Genomic DNA, 22084 nt, shown 5'->3' with positions numbered 1-22084 from the left:
GCCCTTCCGCTGCTTCCCTCATGAGAAGCTAAAGCTGGAAGGGCTTTTGTATTTACGTATCTGCAGAATAGGCAGCGATGGCCATATCTATTTCAATATAACTTCAATATCACGTCCAGGATCGCTGTACTTGTAGATGCCAGGATTTAGTTCCAATTTTCCGTCTAATTCAATGTCTTTGTAACGGTCAACATTAACTCCTGTGGATACCATACCCTTCGCAATGATCTCAGGCACTACTTCTTTGCCGTTAATTCGCATTGTTGTTTGGTTGACGCCTTTGAAGCCAGGGGAACCGGATTTCGATTCGACAATCAAATCTTTTCCCTCTGTATAGTATGTGAAATCAATTTGATAACCGTCCGCATTAAGCTCAGCGAACTGTTTTTCTTCTTTAGGTTTATGAAGAGTGATCCAATTCTTAGACGTATCACGTTTCTGGATGACAGCATCTTTCAATATAAGTTTCATTGGAACATCAGACCAGTCCTTATACCACTCTGGGGATTCAAATTGATATAAGTGTTGATAATTTTCAGGACCAGCCCCTTTAAGATTCCATCCTCCGTTAATTTTTTTATCACCTATAACCAACTGAGCTGTTTTATAAAGAACATTTCCTTTTTTAAGTGAATCACGCTCTGTTACTAGAATTTCAATATCCAAGGGGGTAACAATTAGTTGGTCTAAGGTAGCGCCTGTACTTTCTTGGAATTCAGCGCTGCTATGCAGCTTCTTGGAATAAATCGCTTCACTTGCTTTTTTTCCATCCGCTTCAAATTCGAACTTCCAAGTACCTTCAATTCTTTTTGCTTCCTCAATGTAACGAAAATGAAGGTTTGCCTTTTTCCAATCTTGTGCAGTCATGTTGAATACCTGCTCAATATGCAAGTCTGGGCTGTCGCTAGGTAGAATAGTTGGGATTGCGTCTATCTCTTTGTCGCCCGCTTTCATTACCAAATGCGGGTTCCCACGTCCTAAATCGGATGGAGCTGCAGCAACTCTAAAGCGGACAACAGTCTTGTTGTTGGTTTGTCGAACGGATTCTATATAAATGTTAGGATACTGCTTGGTCCCGGTAACGAGGGTATCCCCGGCTTGATGGTCCGTCTTTAAAGGAATATCCTGACTACGATAAAAAATAAGATTCTGTGCCTCAAGTGTGTAATCTTTTTTACGATCCCTTAAAGTATCAATAGTTTCATAAATGCCAAGGAGTTTCTGGCTTTTAGGATCGTAATTTAAATATCCGTGTGCTTGTTCCTTGGTATCAGAATTGCTAGTTACCATAGTTTTCTCTATAGCAAACCCAATATAACTGGTTGGATCGGTTCCTGGATCCAGAGAGATAAGCATTTTCATTTTTTCTCCATCCGTTACAACACCATTCAAATTCATTGTAATGCCTGCATTGGATGATTTTAGATCATACCGCTGGCCAATACCGTTATTTAGCGCATTGGTTACACTCCGTCCGCCTATTCTATCCCAATTGATGGTCACACTAGCGAATACAGGGATGGCAACGAGCAGAAAACATGAGAATACGATACCTGCTGGAACAATTTTTGCTCTATGCATAGGTGCTTCTTGTGACTGTTGCAGAGTTGCTTTTCGTTTGGTTGCTTCCTGTTCTATATTTACCCACATTGCATCATATTCAGGTTGAGGAATGTTCTGTTCTTTTTCAAAATACCGACTCACTGCTACTCATCTCCTTTACTTGGGATATCACCATTTTTTTTAGCAGTTTAAGCCCCCGATTTAATCTAGATTTAGCTGTTCCTTCGGGTATATTCATAACTCTAGAGATCTCCGGCATAGTCAATTCGTTTACATAACGAAGGACCACGACCATACGAATTTTATCTGGAAGCTTGTTATATAGCTTGTGTAGCTCTGTCTTCGTTTCTTGATGATATAAGCTCTCTTCCACCGGATTAAATGAATGAGGGCGTGACAATAAAAAAGTTCGTATTTCCTTCATCAGCCCAGTTTTTCGCCTTCTAAGCACATTACTGCACTCATTAGAAGCAATTCGCAAAATCCATGATTTGAGATCTTGTACTTTGGACCTGTCGGCCAAAAGTGCTTTGACAAACACTTCCTGGCAAACATCTTCTGCATCTGCTTGATTTTGCATCAAATAATAACAAAAATAATATATCTGCTCCTTATATAGTTCAAACAGCTCTCGATCAGTCATATACGTGCACCTCCCTTGTCGTGGTCTCATCTATTAAGACTAATAATGGAGTACAATCGTTCATTTACATCGAAAAAAGGCAGCCCTATATAGGACCACCTATTATTGATCGTTCGATTCCCGACACTCGGGCAAAACAAACCTACTGTGCCACATGCTCAATTCACTGCTTTTATCAATCAAAAAACCGCCCTGCTGTAACCGCCATCATTTGCCCTAAACCAGCATGAGTCTGCCGCACCGGGCTAGCTCGTAGCAAGATTGACATACGTTCGCGTGAAATCAAGGTTCTTCAAGTCCCTTTGATCTATAAAAAACTCCAAATACCCCGCGTCCCACCAGCACATGCCAACCTCATCCAAAGAAGATACCGAGAGCAGAACATGCCAATTTTCCGAAGCCTGATCGTGCTTTTCCCGATTCGTCTGATATTCTTGCAGCTGAGGCAACACCTCGGATCGTAAATGCTCCGCATAATCCGTACTCCCCCTATGCATAGCTTGCTCGATTTCCTTATGAATCTGACTCTCACTCTTATGCCAGTTAAACAGAAGACCCTCCAGCCCGTTTCGGCGTAGATAAGCATCCCGCCGGGTATTCCCGGCAAAAGATTGATGCTGCCCCCACACCGTGTCGCTATGTTCATATAGAAGCTCATAAAGCTCTTCGTACTGATCTACAAGAATATCTCCTAGCTCACCCTCCGATGGTAGCGTCAGATCGGATGAAAAGAAATTGCATACGCGGTGAAACCCCGTTGCTCCGCCAACACCTCTACGCGCCCAGTGGGCGGTAATGTTTTCTGCAAAACGCTACTGTCGCCATTATAGTAAAAGATTTTATGGTCAATATCATAGGCGGGCTCATCCAGCCCAAGAAAAAAGTAAAGTATGCCCTGATGAGGCAATCCCTCAAATGGTGAAAAAGGTAGCTCGCTCAAATTAATTTGAGCAATAAATGTATAATATTCCCCATCTGAATTACAAGGCCACTCTATTGTGGGTGGCAGGTCTGGATAGCCGGCGATCCGACTATTTCCAATGTGTTCGTAGTTTTCCTCATGCTCCACATGAAATTGTATAGCAACTTCAGCTTCCTGATGAATCTCTTCTTTTAAATCTTCATCCAGTGAATGCCCTTCCAGTATTCGAGTCAGTTCATCCTTTAATGGTGGTTGTAGCATCTCACTCGCCCCTTTACATTGAAGTATTATGTATTGCTTGCTCTCATTTGATCTCTTATATCAGATTACCAAATTACAGTCTGACAAGCTATTTCTCTGGTGACAGGTTGGTCAGTCCTCAGTCAAATCATCGATCTTCGCTGCAAGTGAATGGTGGATACATCCAGCTCTTCATTTACGATTCAAGCGGAAATGCACTAGACATTGTTCATAAATGTTTTGTGATAGGCATTCCGGTATTGGGAAGGAGTCATATGGGCTCTCTTTTTGAACAAACGCATAAAATACTTCTCATCGCTATATCCTGCCTCTTCGGCAACCTGTTTAATGCTCATATCTGTACGGGAAATCAACTCTTTGGCTTTGTTAATACGAATACTGTGTATGAACTCCAAGGGGCGCATTCCTGTATTTTGCTTGAACAAACGAGAGATATAATCCTTGTTGTAATTGAATTTTCGAGCTAAATCCGTCACGGTCAGCGGCTCTTCGGCATGAATACGGGTCCACTCAATAATTTTGTTAAAACTCACATTCCCCTGTGAACTGACAGGATTGGAAAGCAAGCGGCTGAGCGCCAGTTCAGATATCTCGATCAGTAGCGAGGTGAACAAATAATTTGCGCTGTGATACGTAAGATAATGTGAGTTGGCTACATGCAAAATCTGATTGACAATAATATGAATCCGATCCCCGTTATCTGCCTGTACACATTGCGGTAAATAGATATTCCGCATCATACCGTGACGCTGCAAACGTCCATCCAAAGCACTTGTTTCCTGCTTCATTTCCTCATTAGATAATACATTCGGGGTCGTGGGAACATCGAAATGGAACCAATAAAATTTCACGCCCGGCAACGATTCCCGGTATCCTTTATGCGTACGACCGGGGTACAGCAATAGAATATCTCCCTCGCCTACTTCAAAATTTTCCTGTTCCTCCCGTATATATACCGTCTCTTGGACACCCAGGATCAGCTCAAAATTCTCAATGGAACGACTCATATGTTTCCAAGGCACCTCGTTAACAAACTCGCCTGCCGAGATCAGTTGGATCGGAGCATCTACATTTACTTTTAGATAGGTCATGTTATCGCCTCTTTAAATTCATGTTCGGATTTGTCCACCCATTGTATGGTTAAGCTACTGACATACCGCGATTGCAATGCTAATGTAGTGGAGAAATATACACTTTCATCTTAGCTAAGGAGCGATGATTTTGAAAGCTAAAGCTTTTGACTTGCATAAAGTAAGAATTGATTCCGGTCCACTTTTACATGCGATGGAACTGAATACGGCCTACCTGCTGAGTTTGGAACCCGACCGTTTATTATCGCGCTTTCGTGAATATGCGGGACTGAAGCCCAAAGCGGCTCACTATGAAGGCTGGGAAGCGCGTGGCATCAGCGGACATACACTCGGTCACTACCTGTCCAGCTGTGCACTGATGTTTGCCTCCACAGGCGACGAAAGACTGTTGGAACGCGTGAACTATGTGGTCGACGAACTGGAAATATGCCAAGACAGTCATGGAAACGGATACATTTCGGGCATTCCACGTGGGAAAGAGATTTTTGAGGAAGTAAAAGCTGGAGATATCCGCTCCCAGGGCTTTGATCTGAACGGCGGTTGGGTGCCACTATATACCATGCACAAACTTTTTGCGGGCTTGCGTGATGCCCATCTGCTGGCGCATCATCCCAAGGCCCTGTCTATAGAAATCAAACTCGGCAACTGGCTGGAGGATGTACTTCAAGGGCTGGACGATGATCAGGTGCAGCAGGTGCTGCACTGTGAGTTTGGCGGTATGAACGAGGTGCTAACGGATCTGGCGGAACATTCGGGAGAAGAACGCTTTTTGAGCCTGGCGGAACGCTTTTATCACGGAGAGGTGTTAAATGATCTCGCGGATAGCCAAGATACGTTGGCAGGGCGACATGCCAATACGCAAATTCCCAAAATCATTGGCGCTGCACGGCAATTTGAAATGACGGGCAAACCGCAATATGCGGACCTCTCCCGCTTTTTCTGGGATCGGGTTGTTCACAAGCATTCCTACGTGATCGGCGGCAATAGCTATAATGAACATTTTGGTGAACCTGGGAAGCTGAATGACCGTTTGGGTGAAGGTACCTGTGAAACTTGTAACACCTACAATATGCTGAAATTAACAAGACATATGTTCGAGTGGGATGCCTATGCAGCCTATGCCGACTACTATGAACGAGCGATGTTCAATCATATCCTGGCTTCACAGCAGCCTGTAGATGGACGTGTGTGCTATTTTGTATCGCTGGAAATGGGAGGACACAAGTCCTTTAATTCTCAATATGAGGATTTCACATGCTGTGTCGGGTCCGGTATGGAAAGCCACTCCATGTACGGCACTGCGATTTATTTTCACACGCCAGAAACGATCTATGTCAATCAATATGTCCCTTCTACCGTGACATGGAACGAGATGGGCGTACAGCTCAAACAAGACACTCTCTTTCCGCAAAATGGACGGGGAACGCTACGCGTCATCAGCAAGGAGCCTAAATCCTTCGCGATCAAGCTAAGATGCCCGCATTGGGCGGAGCAAGGGATGATAATTAAAATCAACGGGGAAGAGTACGTCACAGAGGCTTGTCCTACCAGCTACGTTGTAATTGAACGGAAATGGAACGATGGGGATACGATCGAGTATGACATTCCTATGACCGTGAGAGTCGAGGAAATGCCGGACAATCCGCGCCGAATTGCATTTATGTACGGCCCGCTTGTACTGGCTGGGGACCTTGGCCCTGTTGAACAGGAGTCCAACGAGGAACGTCTGCTTGCGTCTGTTCTGATCGGATCGGCCGATTCCCTGACAACGAAGCTGATTGCTGACGGGAACGAACCCAATACGTTCCATATGACCGACTTAGGCTATATCGGAGACTTGAAGCTTCGTCCGTTTTATCAGATGTATGATCGTTCATATACCGTCTATTGGGATCTCTTTTCCCAGGAGGAATGGGTAGCAACAGAGGCAGAATATCGTACCGCGTTAGCGTATCAGCTAGAGCTGGAACGACTTACAGTGGACGTTGTGCAGCCTGCCGAAATGCAGCCTGAACGGGATCATGCCTTTACTGGCGAGCATGTAGGTCTGGGGTCCATCTATAACCGCAAATATCGCGATACCTGGCCAGGGGGCTGGTTCTCTTTTGTCATGAAGGTGCTTCCGGATGAGCCTGTCCAATTGGCGGTCACTTATTTGAAGGACTTGAGCCGTCCCCATAGTGACTTTGACATCACTGCGGATGGTCAGATTTTAGGGGAAGGCAAGCTGGAGTCTGAGGAAATGAATAAATTCGAAACATTCGCCTATGAGCTCCCTCGATCTGTGACAAACCACAAGAATGAAGTGACGATTCAATTCAAAGCCCATCCACAAGGTAAGGTGGCGAAAGTGGCCGGATTGCGGATAATCAGACATTCTATTGTATGATCAAATTATCAATATAAATCTACTACAGCGCCACTACGCAGTCGGATGGGGCTTTCCATCGCCACCCCCCGGATTTCTGGAATAAAACCCTTCATCGGTGGAAATCCGGGGGTAGTGATGCTTCCGAAGCGAGCTTTCCTACGGAAAGATTTGAAAGCGACCACTTCGCTTGTACAGCACCATTCCGCCTACTCTGTTTTAATTGTTCATTTTTTAAAGTAAGCTTATATAACAACAAGCAGACGCTCCTATAAGCTGTCTGCTTGTTCCGCTTACCGCCTTATACCTTCGAATCATCGTTATTGCTTCATGTACACTTCACAGCATGTTCATTTCACGGAAACTGTCTCTAATCTTGCGTAGCTCTTGCTGTGCCCTGCTGTATCGCGAGGCGTAGGTCCAAGCAAGCACTTGATGATAATGCGAAGGTGTTTCAATCGTGGTCACGTTATACATGGCCAGATTCCCATCTATTTCTCCTTTTAGGGTAAACTCAATGGCAGGATATCCGTTCACCACCATATCTGAAGCGGTCCCCAATTCAGGGTCCGTAATTCCTGACACCAAATGATCCTCAATGATTCCTTTATATTCTTGAAGAGTCATACTACTGTCAAAGTCGCTTTTTGGTTCAGACAATACAATCAAATATCTTTCGGTAAATTCATTTTTAATGGAAATATCCGCTTCCTCATTAATCATATTATCTCGCGACCAATTCCAGGGAGCCGTAACCGCAAACTGGCTATCCTTACTGGTAAATACCTCAGGCTTCATGATTTGCGTAATGAGCGTAGAAATTAAAGATACAGCAAAGACAATTGAAATGATCGTCGTCAGGAGGATTGCTCCTGCAATAATCCCGGTTTTCTTTCTGCCCACCTTTCCCAAATCCCTTACCTTAACCACATATGTATTCGCAGCCATATCTCCAATCCGTTGTTTCCGAGGTGTCACCAGTACACATATACCGGCGGGCAGTCCCATGAAAAGCAGCGGATTCGTATCCACCAGATGTATGAGAGTGCGGATCAAGGATTTAACCATGCCTGGCGGCCTTCCTTCTCCATTCACAACCTGAATACGAAGTACAAACTTGCCCAGCGTATAGCCTGTAAGTCCTTCCAGTAACAGATAATAGCAGAAGGAGCCGATCAGGAGGAGCATCACTACCATACCCATATTTGGGGTTTCCGCTTCAGCTACTTTTTCCGCTGTAAAATATACCAGCCCTCCGTACCCAAAAACGATAAGAATGAAGTCAATCATCCAAGCCGCCCATCTTCTGAAAAAAATAGAGGCACCGTATGTTTCTGATAATACTGCCATCTTATCCGGTTCTCGTCGCTGATAGCCGCCATTCTTCACAAATTCTCCCGGAGCTACTGTAGATGGATTTTTCAATAAATTAGGTTCTTCCAAATGATACACCCCTGATGTCAATTTAATCCCAGTTAAGTATAACATCCTTTTTCATCCAGCGGAGCAAGCCTGACAGTGCACTGGAGTAAACCGAATCCCGCCGATAAACAAACCACACCTCTAATTTGCGATATTTTTCAGGTAAACGATGAGAAGCAATACTTCCCGCCTCCTCTGCCTTTGCAATCGACGATTGTGGCAACATGGACACCCCCAGACCAGAGGCTACACCACCCAAAATAACTTCCAACGTTCCGAACTCCATAACCTGATATGCATCCACACCCGCTTCGCTCAGAAAGCTTTCCGCTCTTGTACGATGCGTGCACCCTACGTCGAAGAACAGCATAGGCTTGGCAAGCAGCTCACCCATGTCCTTTTTCCCTGGTTCCGAGATGAGCACCAACTCCTCCTCAAAAGCCGCTACATGCTCTATATGCGGATCATCGACGGGGCCATAGACGAACGCTCCATCTAATTCGTAATTTAATACCTTTTGTACGAGACCATGTGTGCTGCCTGTCATAAGCGATAGATGGACATCAAGATACTGTGAATGATATTCCGTCAATAAAGAAGTCAGATGCGTAACCGCCGCCGTCTCAATCGAGCCCAGTCGCAAAGGTCCCGCAGGCTGGTCCGAATATTGAGTAGACTTTACAGCCTCGTCCAGCAAGGTCAGTATGGTATCCGCATATTCCAACAGATTCTCTCCTGCCGGCGTTAACGTCATTCCCCGATTAGATCGACGAAATAGCGGTACGTTCAGTTGTGCCTCAAGCTGCTGAATCCGCGAGGTCACATTGGACTGTACATAATTCAAAACTTGCGCAGCCTTCGTGATACTGCCCTCGCGAGCGACAGCCTGAAAAATTTTCAAATCACTGCTTTCCATGTATATGTCACCTGCTTGGTATGATCATTTATGATACTCACATTCAATTTTGTTCATTTTACCGGACGCTTGCCGCTCTGTACAATTCAATATACATGCAATTGCATCTAAATTCGAACCACGGGAGGTTTTAAAATGAAAGCCGTAATCCATGCCAGCAAAAGCGGCCCTGAGGGCCTGATGTATACAGACATTACGGACAGACAGCTGGGACACAACGAAGTGAAGGTAAAACTTAAAGCTGCAGGCTTAAACCATCGGGACCTATTCCTCATGGCAGATCGAACAGCCAACGATGCTCCACTCATTCTGGGGTCGGATGGAGCAGGCGTGATCGAGGCTGTGGGCGCTGGCGTCCCAACCTCACTGGTAGGCACTGACGTAATCATCAATCCATGTATCGGATGGGAGAATACGCATCATGTTCCCTTGGTTCCAGCCATTCTGGGCGGACCTTCAGACGGGACACTCGCTGAATCGGTTATCATCCCCGTCCAAAATGCGGTCAGCAAGCCAGCATACCTTTCATGGGAAGAAGCAGGGGTGCTGCCTTTGTCTGCTTTGACCGCTTACCGCGCGCTCTTCACAAGAGGCCAATTACAGCAGGGTGAGCACGTCCTTATTCCCGGTATTGGCGGTGGTGTAGCCACGTATGCCATGCTTATGGCTTTAGCAGCAGGCGCGCGGGTCACCGTCACGTCACGCAGCGAAGCAAAAAGGCAGGCTGCCCTCGCTCATGGCGCTAATCATGCATTCGACAGCCATAGCGAATGGAAAGAAAGTATGAACGGAGACACCGTGGATCTGGTCCTTGACAGTATCGGTCCTGCTACGTTCGATAAATATTTGGATATCCTCAAGCCGAACGGTCGGATTGTTACATTTGGCGCAAGCTCAGGAGACCGAATAGAGATTCCACTGCGGTCTATATTTTTCCCTCAAATCAGCATCATCGGCACCTCTATGGGCAGTGGCGAGGAATTCGTAGCTATGCTTCAGTTCATGGAGCGCCATGCACTCCATCCGATTATAGATAGCGTATTTTCTTTACAAGACACAGCACAAGCCTTCCACCGTATGCAGCAGGGAGCGCAGTTAGGCAATATAGGGATCAGGATAGGGTAAGAGATCTGAACGAAGTATAGGAATAGAAAAAAATCCACTACCGTAAAATGCCTTCTCCCAGAAGTCAATTTTATGGTAGTGGACCTATTCAGTCGATTAAACGATGCTGGACCCATTTGTTGCCGCGGAAGCGCCAAAGGAAAACGAGTCCCCGCACGCCCCATTCAATATCCATGGCCAGCCAGACACCAACAATCCCCAGGTTGAACACAATGCCCAAAATATACCCGAGCACCACCCGGCACAACCACATGGACAGCATTGAGGTGAAGGACGTAAATTTTGAATCACCTGCTGCCCTTAGTGCAGAGGGTGTAATAAAGGCAATGGACCAGAGCGGAATCTGGGCCAACGTATTAATCAGTATGACAACAAAAATGTCATCTACGATTTCAGCAGGCGGATGAAACAGCCCCACCATCGGCTCAAACAAAGGCATCAGTATGAGCCCCATTACAATAAACGAACAAGACGACAGCCAAATAAACGATTTGGTAAACTTCCGGGCATCCTCGACATTTCGACGTCCCATACATTGACCGACCACGGTAACAATCGTAAGAGCCAAAGCATTCGCAGGGATTTGGAACACGTTAGCTAGGGATGAGCAAATGGCATTCGTCGCCAACGCATTCGTCCCCAGACTCACAATGAAAATTTGGGTTAAAATTTTGCCCCCATTGAAAAACATCTGTTCCGCTGCAAAGGGAAGCCCGATAAACAGAATCTTTTTAAGCATAGCCAGATTAAAATAAAGCATATCTCTAAGCTGAACACGCAAGTCGTCATCTACTCTGACCAAATAGATCAATGCGCACACTGCCCCTGCATATCTGGACACATTGACGGCAATCGTCATGCCCAGCACACCCATATCTAATACATTAATGAATACCACATTGAGGAGCACGTACGAGAGGTTCATGATGAGCGAAAGAGCCAGCGATGCCCTCGTCTTCCCAATTCCCCTCAGCGCCCCACACACTGCCTCAACGATTGCAATCCCCACAAAAGACATACAGCTTCCCAGCAGATATACCTTACCGTTAGCTAATACATCAGGCGAGGCGGAACCAAACAGAACACTTAAAATCGGATTGTACAACACGATCATAAACAAACTGATACATAAGGCCAACAAGGAAACGGAGGAAATGGTGCCGGATGCGGCTTTAGAGACCATGAGGTCGTTACCGCTCCCCTTATACTGTGCCACGACAACCGTTCCCCCGGTAGACACTGCAACAAACACATTAATCAGAAAAATATTCAAAGAATCAATCATATTTACAGCACTGACTGCCGCCATTCCCGACGAGCTAATCATTGCCGTGTTCACCAAATTAAGACCCACGATAAAAGCCTGATCAATCAGAAGCGGGATAAACAGCGCGATAATCTGTCGATAATCAATAGACTCTCCTGAAAAATGCTTATTCAGAAAGCCATGTGTTCTCATCCTTACACTCAGTTGACTCATATCATCACATTCTTTTTCTCAAATTGAAAAAAACCCTTCAACAGAAGAGCCTTCATGGCGAAAAAATGTATAAAGTTGCAAGGCTAGATGTGTCTAGTTCTTGATTCTGTACACTTTTCTCTACATAGAAGTATTACTCCAAAAGAAAATCCTGTCAATGGTCTTGCTCACATTTGAATAGAAAATAACAGAAAAACCTGCTCAGCTCAGTGAACAGGTTTTGGAGCAGCATTATAATGTTTTAATATGTCATTAAAACATTGTTAAGAGAATGTCTATGATCTTCTCGCAATTAAATCTTGTTGAATAGAAGCTTCATTCTTTTCGAATTTTTTATAAAAAAACATAGGAATGATTCCGATCAAGAAGACGATAAATGGCAGCCAGATAAAGCTAAACTGAATGCCAGACAACGCCGTAGGAGTTTGAACTTGCCCAGCGATGTAACCAGTGCTGCCCATGATCCATGCTGGCAATAATCCGCCGATTCCGCTACCCGCTTTAATACAGAATGCGCTTCCAATGGAGGTCAGGAAACCACTTGCCCGAATACCATTTTTCCATTCCCCATAATCGACTGTATCTGACAACATCGCAAACGGCATAGAACACGCAAAGCCTGATCCTAACGCACCAATAATCCAGCCGATAATAATGAGGGTTAAGTCTGTACTGCCCATTAAAATCACGACTTGCCCCAGCGCAGCTAATATCAATCCGATAATCATAATTGCATTTTTACTTAATTTTCTGGCGAAAAACGGAATCAGAACCATCGAGATCAATTGCAAGGAGGTCAGTCCATTGATTAAAGGCACTAAGTCCTTACTGTCCAGGTTGTATTGCAGATAAAAAATTAGCGTTGCTGAACGAATATTCAAACCAATCCAGTAACACAAGTTGGCAGCTACAACGAGCATCCAGGGCCAGTTTCGTTTGATGGCTGTAAAGCTTTTAGCAATGGGAACAGATTTCGTTTTCACTGCTGCATTTTCTCGCAAATCGGCAAACGCTATGAAAAACATAATAATCGCCATGATACCAAATAAAACGAGCGTTAAGGAAAATCCTTTTTGATCATTCCCCTGTCCAAAGAAAGCGACCAAAGGTAATGTAAACGTCGTGGCAATGAAGAAACCTACGTTCCCCCCGACCATACGGAAGGAGTTCAAGACTACGCGTTCGTTAGAATTGGTGCTCAGATTAGGCAAAATAGACGTAATCGGCGTACTGATCCCTGTGTACAGGATGCCGGCTATAATATACGTAATGGCGGCATATGCAATTTTGCCCGACTCACTCCAATTGGGTGTCGTAAACGTAAGGACCATGAACACAGCGAACGGGATCGCTAACCATAGAAAATAGGGTCTGCTCTGGCCGTATTTTGACCTGGTTCGGTCAATCAGGATGCCCCAAATCGGGGCATCAATGGCATCGATAAAACGGGTGATAAATAGTAATGTCCCGGCAATTCCGATAGAAAGTCCGAATACATCTGTATAAAAATATAATAGATAACTGGAAATAACACAGTATAGTAGATTGCCTGCTGTATCCGTTAATGAATAGCTGATTTTACGATGAAAAGGAACGGTACTGGCTGTCTTTTCCGGTAGTTCCGTACTCACAATTCTCGTACTCATGATCTTTCCTCTCCCCATGCGAATGAATTATGATTCATAAACCCATACACGCATTTCCCCTTTAGCCCGATTGCACCAGGCATAGTAAGGGATCGCGGTAATTTGTTGAGGAACAAATTCAGGAGGCTCCGAGCTATATAATGCATTCGAATTTTTTACCCGGTATCCCTCTATGGTCAGCTTTACAATGCCACCCAGCAGGTTTTTGCTGAACTCTTCCGTAATGAGGCTATCCTTCGTCAATCTTAATCCTGCCAAATTCGCTCCATTATCCACTTCTTCCAGGCAAAACACGACTGGTCCGCGTTGGAGAGCAATTTGCTGCTGGTTCATGGAGACCAGCGGATTGCTCCGAATGCGCTCAACCGGCATAGCCAAATGCAGAGTTACCACATCTCCGTCCTTCCAAGTACGCTGAATCTCGATATAGCCTTTTTCCAGACGGTCTAATGATATGGTTTCTCCATTCACCTTCACCTCTGCCTGCTTGCACCACCCAGGAATCCGTAGTGCCCATTTGAAGGAAGTCGGCTCTGTTACGTGGATCGAAAATGTTAGGTCCGCGTCCCATGGATAATGATGAGTTTGTGTAATTTCAACCTCATGACCAGATAAAGTCATGTTCACCTTGCTGGCAATGTACAGATGCGTATACAACGTATCGTCCGTTTGGGTATACATATTGTCCTCAACTGATGCAATCATTCGTGCCAAATTGGGCGGACAGCAGGCGCAGAAAAACCATTTTTGCCGTTCTGTTTTTACATGTTCCTGATCTTTTCTGGATTTTTGAAAAGGATTAACCTCCAGCGGATTCACGTAGAAAAACCGTTTCCCGTCCAGGTCCATCCCACTAATCGTCCCGTTGTATAGCGCACGCTCCAGAACATCGGCGTATTTCCGGTCTGGCGCTAAGCGCAGCATACGATTGGCCCAAAAGGCCAGCCCTACAGAGGCGCAAGTCTCACAGTACATGCTGTCATTGGGAAGATCGTGATGGCAAGTGAATGCTTCCGCGTTTACAGTAGAACCGATGCCTGCGGTGATGTACATTTTGTGATTCGTTACATCATCCCACAGCGTTTCACAGGTTTGTAACAGGGAAGCATCCCCTGTTTTCGCGGCCAAGTCCGCCATCGCAATATACAGATACACTGCTCTTACCGCATGGCCGACTGCCTCTTTTTGTTCCCGCACAGGTTGGTGTGCTTGCTGGTATTCGAAGCCTAAGCCAAAATTAATATTGTTATCATCATTCCAGGTGGGCTCTGTTTGAATATATTTTCTCTTTTCTTGTTCCTCTGCAAAGTAAATAGGATGCTGTCCCCGCTGTTCAATAAAATATTGCGCTAATTTGAGATATTGATCCTTTGCAGTTACGTCGTATAATTTGATCAAGGCCAACTCAATTTCTTCATGTCCCGGATAGCCTTTCCGTTTACCTTCTTCCGTACCAAAAACCTGCTGAATCAGGTCTACGTATTTCTCCATAATGTGAAGAAACTTCGTTTTGCCCGTCGTTTCATAATAAGCAACAGCCGCTTCTATAAAATGCCCTGCACAATACAGCTCATGATTGTCTCTTAAATTGGTCCAGCGATTGTTGGGTTCCTTAAGCAGATAGTACGTATTTAGATACCCATCCTCAGCTTGGGCTCTTCCCAACAATTCAATCACTTCATCAGCCCGTTCTTCAAGCGCAGGATTCGGATGATCCCTTAAGCTAAAGGCAACCGTCTCCAACCATTTGGCAAGGTCACTGTCCTGGAAAACGGTTCCATAATACTCCCCACTGGATTCCCCGGCTGCAATCCTAAAGTTTTCAATCGCATGACTGGGTTCTGTATCTGGTAATTCATCATTTAATGCTTTCCACTGATAAGGAATAACCTCTTCCGCCACAACCTGCTTATACTTTTTCCAAAATAAATCGTCAACGATGACATGCTTAACTGGCTTTGCCGTTTTCATTGGATAAACATCCCTTCCTGGAAATAGAACGCTTTCATTTTTGAGAAAATAAGGATAAAGTAATGATAATATCGTACAAGCTAACCTGAGCTCCCCTTGCTACAGTCCTTATTTTATCAACCTGAATTTATAAAAAAAATCGCGATCTTTAACTAAAACTTATACGATTTCACACACAAAGGAGCTGGCTTCCATGAGCAAAACAGACTTTCTATCATTCCTTGTTCCTCCGCTGCCTTATTTCATTGAGGGGAATTTTACTACATATCAAAAAGGGGATTGGCACCCGAATAGGTATAATCTGGGTTATTTTGACGTAATAATCATTAAAGAAGGATTGCTGCACATTGGTGAAGAGGACGAAGTGTGGAAGGTAACTAAAAATTACGCTCTCATTCTTGAACCGGATAAACATCATTTTCCCATTGAGGCATGTACAGAACAAACCTCCTTTTACTGGTTCCATTTTCAAACCAATAGCATGTGGTGCGCACAATCCTCGCCCAATCCTATTATACCCAGCACCCCCATTCCCGAGCTGCACTTTCATTCAGAACATACGACCATTCATTTGCCCAAAATTCAAAAAGTGGTGAATCCACATGAGCTATTTTCGAAATTAGACTATTTACTAGCCTCTACTTTAAAACCTAGAAAACTGGCACTATGGGAGGCCCAACAGACGTTTGCGAGTGTTTTCCAGAGTTTGGAGTATGATCAGAATAATAAAGACAGCTCCTCTAAGTTGGCGGAACAAATCGAAATATACCTAAAACAGAATTACAAAAATACAATCACCAATAAAGATTTGGAGACCCATTTTCACGTACATCAGAACTATCTCGCCAGATGCATGAAGGTCGCTTTCCAGCGCACACCGCTTGAGTATTTAATGGATTATCGCCTAGATCAAGGACGCAGTCTTTTGCTGCAAACTGACTGGTCTGTCCAACAAATTACGGAGGAAACGGGATTCTCCCAAGCAAGCTATTTCTCCAAATGCTTTAAAGAAAAATTCGGAATGTCTCCCAAGAATTACAGACAACAATACTGGAAACCAGTCCATTGAATGCTTACACCTCCTTTACATTCTCTTTACATTTTCATTGTATCCTTTTGATATTCTCGCTTTATACTGAGTCGGTTATATCATTTTCACTTCAGAAAAGGGGCATACATATGAAGTCAACTAAACTAGCATTATTAGCCATGTTAACGGGGATTCTGGTATCACCAGAACTGACCCATGCGGCAGACATTCAGCCATCCGGGTATGCATCACTACGAACACAGGCAGATAAAATGGGGGCGACAATTACATGGGACAGTGATGACCAGTCTGTTTTGGTCAAGCTGAAAAATGGCATTGTCGGGACCTTTACAGTGGGTGAGAAACAATATCGTCTAGCTGGACTAAGCGGAAAAGCGGACCGGGAAATTAAGATGATGAATGGAAATGTATATCTTCCTACAAAACTTATTACAGCGCTTGAAGCAGAGAACAGCAAATATGCAGATCCTAAGGACGCAGTTCCCACCTATAAGGTGATCCCCTCTGCCGAAACAGAAGCTGTGGAGGATGGAGAAGACGCAGCCGACGACCCTGCAATCTGGCTCAACCCGGTCGATCCGGAGAAAAGTAGAATTTTAGCAACCAATAAAGGCGGCGGGATTTTAGTCTATGATCTGGAAGGTAAGCAACTGCAAAACATGAAGGTCGGAAAAATGAATAACGTGGATCTTCGTTACGGTTTCACATTGGGCGGCAAAAAAATTGATATCGCAGGGGCAACCAATCGAACCAACAACACGATCGATATCTTTTCCATTGACGGTGCATCAGGAAAGCTGACCAACGTGGTTGGCAAACCTATTAAAGCATCTATGAAAGAAGTGTACGGATTCAGCTTATACCATAGCCTCAAGACAGATAAATTTTACGCGCTCGTGTTGGGCAAAGAGGGTGAATTTGAGCAATATGAGCTGACTGACGACGGAAGCGGCAAAATTGCAGGTAAGCTTGTCCGCCAGTTCAAGCTGAATACGCAATCCGAAGGCATGGTTGCTGATGATGAATATGGTACGATCTACATCGCTGAAGAGGATTACGCTATTTGGAAGTATAGTGCCGAGCCAGACGGTTCAACCGAGCCGCTGCGACGTGTGGATATTGCAGATGGGCGCAGACTTCACGATGATATAGAGGGACTTACATTGTATTACGGTAAAGATGGCAAAGGGTACCTCATGGCCTCCAGCCAAGGAAACAGCAGCTATGCGATCTATGAACGACAAGGAGACAATGCATATATAAGCAACTTCACGATTAGCGCGAGCCCTACCGTTGATGGTACGTCTGTCACAGACGGTATTGATGTTCTTGGCTACGGATTAGGCAAAAATTTCCCGCATGGTATCTTCGTTGCACAAGATGACGAAAATCTTCAAAATGGCAAAAAGTTGAATCAGAACTTTAAAATGGTGCCCTGGGAGCGAATCGCTACGGGAGCCCCTACCCCGCTAACGATAGACGATGGCATCAACCCGCGTGAATTGGTAAACAGAAGCACGCAGTAATGCCCTTCGGGGAAATCAACTCAACATTCCGACTCTATTCATAGAAAAAAAGAGGTGTTCCAAAAGCCATAAACCGGCTACTTGGGACACCCCTTTTTGTTTTTAAGCGAGAAAAGGTTTAAGATCCAGCACCAGCACATTTACCGAGTTGGCCGGTAAGTCTAAGAGGACAGAATCCGTCTGAAGCGTGATCTGCTGTTCGGTAGGCATTACCTTCTCATCATTCTTCTTGTTCACGTTAGGTACATGAACAAGCGAGGAATCGCCAGTTAGTGTAACCAGCTTAGCGATGGACTCAACACTCAAATCTTGTAGATTCAGCTGTATTACCTTATCCACGTTGTCGGCATTCACCAGCTTCACGTATACATGCTCAGCATCTTGGGTTACCGAGTTGAACACGTCTCTGTTGTAAGCCTCCAGCTTGTAGTCCAGCACCTTGCTGCTTGTCTCGCCGTCGGTGTATGAGCAAATCAGATTACTACCCGTTTCACCGCCGTAGTTCACTGTTATGGTGTAGTCCGTGTTGTCAGCCAACTCTTCATAGCTAGCTGCTCTCAAGTTACCTGCCGCTGTACTGGAAGAGTAGTCACCCAATGTGTAGCCTTCTATGCCCTGCTTGTAAACCTTCACGCCGGTAGCCTTGCCGCCATAGCCGATCGCGTATTCAACGACGTCCTTTTTCTCCGCAGAAATATCGGTGAGACCCGCACCCACATAAAAGCCGTCCGTGCCGGAAATACGGGAAGCGACCACCTCTACCTTGTAATTGCCCCAGCTATCGTTCAAGATGTACAAACCATTCAGACCGCTATCCTGAGCTTTGAGCACAAGCCCCTTGCCTTCCTCCACTGTAGAGCCCACGGAACCGGGAATGACCTGCCAGGCCGAATCCAATCCCTGGGTAAAGTCTTGATCCAGCAGCACACTGCCGTCCTGGTTGGAAGTAACAGTCACACGCTTAATCATAACCTCGGCATTGCCTGTTGCAATTTCAATTCCCCCCTGAGGAATGAGATCCGTTGGCTTGCCGTTTTTGTAAGTAGAGAAAGAAGTGCTCAATACTTTATTCCCCAAATATTTAGCATACATTTGCTGTACATAGTAGTTCGGCGTAAACCACACCGTTTCGTCATCGAACCAGATGCAGTCTGGCGTCCATCTGTAAGTTCCATCTGTCAGCACCTTGTTAAACAGCGGTGCATAGGCAGCCAACCGAACGACATCGGCATTATTTTCGAAGCCCGTCATCACCGCTGCCTCTGCTACAGCGCCTGCCAATGTATTTTTATCCGTTGAGGCGTACTCCCCGACAAAAACCTTTGATGTTGCTTTCCAATTTATACTGCCGTCCGCATTATAAGCTCTGTAGTAGTAGTTATAGCGGTCCACGTTATTCAGCAGGTACTCGTTAGAACGATAATAGTGCTCATCTGCAATGGTGTCCATATAGTCCTTTTGCTTCTCATACCAGGTTACCGTTTCTTCCGTCACCTGGTTACCATCTGCAAAAGCAACCTTAGCCGAACCAGTCATATTACCGCTTAAGAACTTCCAGCCCTGCTGATAGGCATCGTCGTCTGCTTGAGCGCCAACCGTGGAGATGATGTGTAGCTCATAACCCGGATAATTTTTCTCCATGTACTCATCAATCGATGTCTTGAACACTTCAAAGTTGGCAAAAAACTCTGTGCCCCAGTTCTCGTTACCTACCCCCAAATAACGCAGATCGAACGGAGCTTCATGGCCCATTTTTTTACGCATAGCAGCCCATTCATTATGTTCAAAATCCACACTAATCGCAAAGTCGATCAGATCCGTAAAGTTCTTAATATAGTATTCTCTCAATGCGCCTCCAGCGGGATGAGCATAATCCGAGCGGGCTTGGCAGAGCACGCCGCAGGCCATAACCGGAAGCGGAGCTGCATTCAGGTCTTCTGCCAACTGGAAATATTCCATATAACCAAGACCCATGGTCATCATATAGCCCCATACATTAAAGTTTTCCTTGCGCAGCTCGATATCCCCAATCGATTCCTTCCAATCGTATACGTTTTCCCATATAAATGAACCCTCGGAAATACAACCACCTGGAAACCGCAAAAACTTCGGATGCATGCCAACCAGTGCGTTCACCAAATCTTTTCTCAGTCGGTAGTTAGGATTACCCTGGAAGTTAGCATGTGCCGATGGGGATTGCTCTTCCTCTCCTGCGCCCCATACATCTTGTGGGAATAAAGAAACCATATCAACCGAAATGTCCCCTTCAAATGTAAGCGCCAGCTGCCCGAGAACCGTAGCTGAGCCTGTCAGTACAAGCTTGGAATCGATGCCGTACTTCTTCCACGTGTTGCCGCCTTCCACCTGTATCGTAACCGAATCACTAATAGCCTTTTCATTTGAGTCTTGCAGTTGCAGTGTGATTGTGCCCGCTGAATCGGCCTTCGCCCAGATGGTAAACTCATATTTGGCACCCTCTTGGATGGACATGGCACAATTCTGGTTAGAGTCGGCAAAGCCCTTGTTCCGAATCGTTGCACCATCCGCTACCGTCACATAATAAGAGTTCACTTCTTTGTCTTTTGCGCCTAAAAACTCATTTAATCCACCGCTATGTTGTGGAGTCATCTTATCCGTATCACCAGACCAAGCGAACAACGGGTTGCGGTTCCGTCCGGTAGAGCAGCCGCATTCACCGGAAGCGTGGGAATACGTATCGAACTCGAAAGATTCAAAGGAGCGATTCTGAACGAGTTCTGCATAAATCCCGCCATCTGCTGCGTTATTGATATCTTCATAGAACAAGCCGTACATCACTTCGCTGACATCCACTACTTCCTTATTTCCATGAATGGTCAGCGTGTACGGAGGTAGCTGTTCAGGAAGAACGGATACCTCAAAGCTCTCTTCAATCTGGCTTAAGCCCTTCGTCAATAGAGCCGTGACGGTAACCCCTTGTGCGGAAGTAATCGCCTGAATCTGACCATTGTCAGAGAGTATACTAGGTTGGCTGGATTTCCAGGTTACTTCTACTCTTCCGCCCATCAGAACCGTTGGCAGAGTTATGTCCTTGGTTACAATCGTCGTCGGAAAGGACAAATATTTATCTCTGGCAAGCTTCACGATCTCTTCATCTGTCAACGAATCGCACATGACCTCAATGACTTCATCCGCCGTCAGGCCTGCTTTATAAATTCGAAAGTCTGAAACGGAGCCGGCAAAGTCTACATCCGCTGCATGCTGGGAGCGACCGATAAAATTGTTGCTGTAGTTGGACGAGTCTGTAAACGTTTCGAACCATTTACGCAGCTTGGCATAGTTGCCGCTGGAAGTTTGACTGATGGAACCGTCCGCTACCACCTCACCATTGACATATACCACCGGACCCGCGCTGCTTAATGTGCCGCCTTCCGTGCCGATCACAGACAGGGCTATGTGCATCCACTCATCCCTGACAAAACCTCTTCCCGGGTCTACGGACAAATCTGCCTCGGTGAAAAGGGTTCCGCGCAGATTCCGTGTCATAAACATATAGGGCCCTGTATGGGCTTTACCAAAGTCAAAAACACGTTCCCACATATCTGTGAATCTGCCGAAGTTGACCCAAGCAGTAACCGTCACACCGGTGTTATCGCTTACATCTTTGAATAGATCGGAAGGAAGCTGGATATACGATGTACCGTTGGGGCCTCCCTCAAGCGTCAAAGCTGCTCTACCGGTAGCATGGGAAATCGTAGGTGTTACTGTGCCTGAAGCAACCCCATCGTTACCTTGCCCTGAGCTATCTTTGCCGACGTTCTCTGCATCATCAAACTTGTAACGTGCAATAATTTGATCTTGGAATTTGGTCATCTTCGTTGCTCCTATACCTATAGTTTATTAATGTAATGACTAATTAGTTAATATAAATACATACTATATAGTTATAGTACCTTATCCTGAGTACCTTTTTCAATCCAATAAATCGGATTTATGAAGAAAATACTTGAACAAACTACATAAAAAAGCAGCCATCACAGAAGATACTCTGCGATAACTGCCTTTTGGCTTACAGGATTGCTTGACCCAGTCGGAACTTTTCCGAAATAAAGAAGCTTGG

At 45.2% G+C, this 22084-nt stretch carries 15 protein-coding genes; 4 read left to right on the top strand and 11 right to left on the bottom strand.

The genetic code is table 11. The features are described 5' to 3' along the window. Positions 1–87 precede the first annotated feature (87 nt). The 5 genes from ACWGXJ_RS01155 to ACWGXJ_RS01135 all read right to left on the bottom strand — a co-directional run bounded on the left by ACWGXJ_RS01155 (position 88) and on the right by ACWGXJ_RS01135 (position 4480). Entirely contained in the window at positions 88–1704 is a 1617-nt protein-coding gene (locus ACWGXJ_RS01155) for a DUF4179 domain-containing protein (RefSeq protein WP_452565974.1), read from the bottom strand. Then, entirely contained in the window at positions 1688–2206 is a 519-nt protein-coding gene (locus ACWGXJ_RS01150) for an RNA polymerase sigma factor (RefSeq protein ID WP_254329876.1), read from the bottom strand. The genes ACWGXJ_RS01155 and ACWGXJ_RS01150 overlap by 17 nt, the downstream gene beginning before the upstream one ends. Positions 2207–2451: 245 nt before the next feature. Continuing rightward, on the bottom strand, positions 2452–2835 hold the full coding sequence (locus ACWGXJ_RS01145) for a DUF1963 domain-containing protein (RefSeq protein WP_452565973.1): 384 nt from the start codon (positions 2833–2835) through the stop codon (positions 2452–2454). Between the two features lie 86 nt (positions 2836–2921). Then, the gene (locus ACWGXJ_RS01140; RefSeq protein WP_452565972.1) at positions 2922–3389 is read right to left on the bottom strand and encodes a DUF1963 domain-containing protein; all 468 of its coding nucleotides are present in this window, start codon (positions 3387–3389) and stop codon (positions 2922–2924) included. Positions 3390–3586: 197 nt separating this feature from the next. Then, positions 3587–4480 (bottom strand): AraC family transcriptional regulator, encoded by an 894-nt coding sequence (locus ACWGXJ_RS01135; protein WP_452565971.1) that lies wholly within the window; start codon positions 4478–4480, stop codon positions 3587–3589. A 130-nt stretch (positions 4481–4610) separates the two neighbouring features. Here ACWGXJ_RS01135 and ACWGXJ_RS01130 point away from each other — a divergent pair, with 130 nt between their 5' ends. Then, the gene (locus tag ACWGXJ_RS01130; RefSeq protein ID WP_452565970.1) at positions 4611–6869 is read left to right on the top strand and encodes a beta-L-arabinofuranosidase domain-containing protein; all 2259 of its coding nucleotides are present in this window, start codon (positions 4611–4613) and stop codon (positions 6867–6869) included. Positions 6870–7187: 318 nt separating this feature from the next. Here the strand turns inward: ACWGXJ_RS01130 and ACWGXJ_RS01125 are convergent, their stop codons facing one another. Both ACWGXJ_RS01125 and ACWGXJ_RS01120 read right to left on the bottom strand, forming a co-directional pair. Next, complete coding sequence (locus ACWGXJ_RS01125; protein WP_250259897.1) at positions 7188–8336, bottom strand: RDD family protein; 1149 nt, start codon at positions 8334–8336, stop codon at positions 7188–7190. Beyond that, the gene (locus ACWGXJ_RS01120) at positions 8314–9186 is read right to left on the bottom strand and encodes a LysR family transcriptional regulator (RefSeq protein WP_452565969.1); all 873 of its coding nucleotides are present in this window, start codon (positions 9184–9186) and stop codon (positions 8314–8316) included. Before ACWGXJ_RS01120 ends, ACWGXJ_RS01125 begins: the two co-directional genes overlap by 23 nt. Before the next feature lie 135 nt (positions 9187–9321). On the opposite strand from ACWGXJ_RS01120, the gene ACWGXJ_RS01115 reads away from it, so the two are divergent. Then, positions 9322–10311 (top strand): zinc-binding dehydrogenase, encoded by a 990-nt coding sequence (locus tag ACWGXJ_RS01115; protein WP_452565968.1) that lies wholly within the window; start codon positions 9322–9324, stop codon positions 10309–10311. An 88-nt stretch (positions 10312–10399) separates the two neighbouring features. Here the strand turns inward: ACWGXJ_RS01115 and ACWGXJ_RS01110 are convergent, their stop codons facing one another. The 3 genes from ACWGXJ_RS01110 to ACWGXJ_RS01100 form a co-directional block, all read right to left on the bottom strand. After that, positions 10400–11791 (bottom strand): MATE family efflux transporter, encoded by a 1392-nt coding sequence (locus tag ACWGXJ_RS01110; protein ID WP_452565967.1) that lies wholly within the window; start codon positions 11789–11791, stop codon positions 10400–10402. Between the two features lie 275 nt (positions 11792–12066). Continuing rightward, the gene (locus ACWGXJ_RS01105) at positions 12067–13437 is read right to left on the bottom strand and encodes a glycoside-pentoside-hexuronide (GPH):cation symporter (protein ID WP_452565966.1); all 1371 of its coding nucleotides are present in this window, start codon (positions 13435–13437) and stop codon (positions 12067–12069) included. Between the two features lie 27 nt (positions 13438–13464). Beyond that, on the bottom strand, positions 13465–15408 hold the full coding sequence (locus tag ACWGXJ_RS01100; protein ID WP_452565965.1) for a glycoside hydrolase family 127 protein: 1944 nt from the start codon (positions 15406–15408) through the stop codon (positions 13465–13467). A gap of 193 nt (positions 15409–15601) precedes the next feature. Here ACWGXJ_RS01100 and ACWGXJ_RS01095 point away from each other — a divergent pair, with 193 nt between their 5' ends. Further along, positions 15602–16477, top strand: coding sequence for a helix-turn-helix transcriptional regulator (locus ACWGXJ_RS01095; protein WP_061830230.1), 876 nt, complete (start codon positions 15602–15604; stop codon positions 16475–16477). 110 nt (positions 16478–16587) lie between these two features. After that, positions 16588–17985 (top strand): phytase, encoded by a 1398-nt coding sequence (locus ACWGXJ_RS01090; RefSeq protein ID WP_254351788.1) that lies wholly within the window; start codon positions 16588–16590, stop codon positions 17983–17985. A 102-nt stretch (positions 17986–18087) separates the two neighbouring features. Here ACWGXJ_RS01090 and ACWGXJ_RS01085 read toward each other — a convergent pair whose 3' ends face one another. After that, entirely contained in the window at positions 18088–21837 is a 3750-nt protein-coding gene (locus tag ACWGXJ_RS01085) for an alpha-L-arabinofuranosidase C-terminal domain-containing protein (RefSeq protein WP_452565964.1), read from the bottom strand. Between the last annotated feature and the right edge of the window lie 247 nt (positions 21838–22084).

It is taken from the genome of Paenibacillus sp. S33, from assembly GCF_053615415.1.
This window is presented reverse-complemented; position numbering and strand designations above follow the sequence as displayed.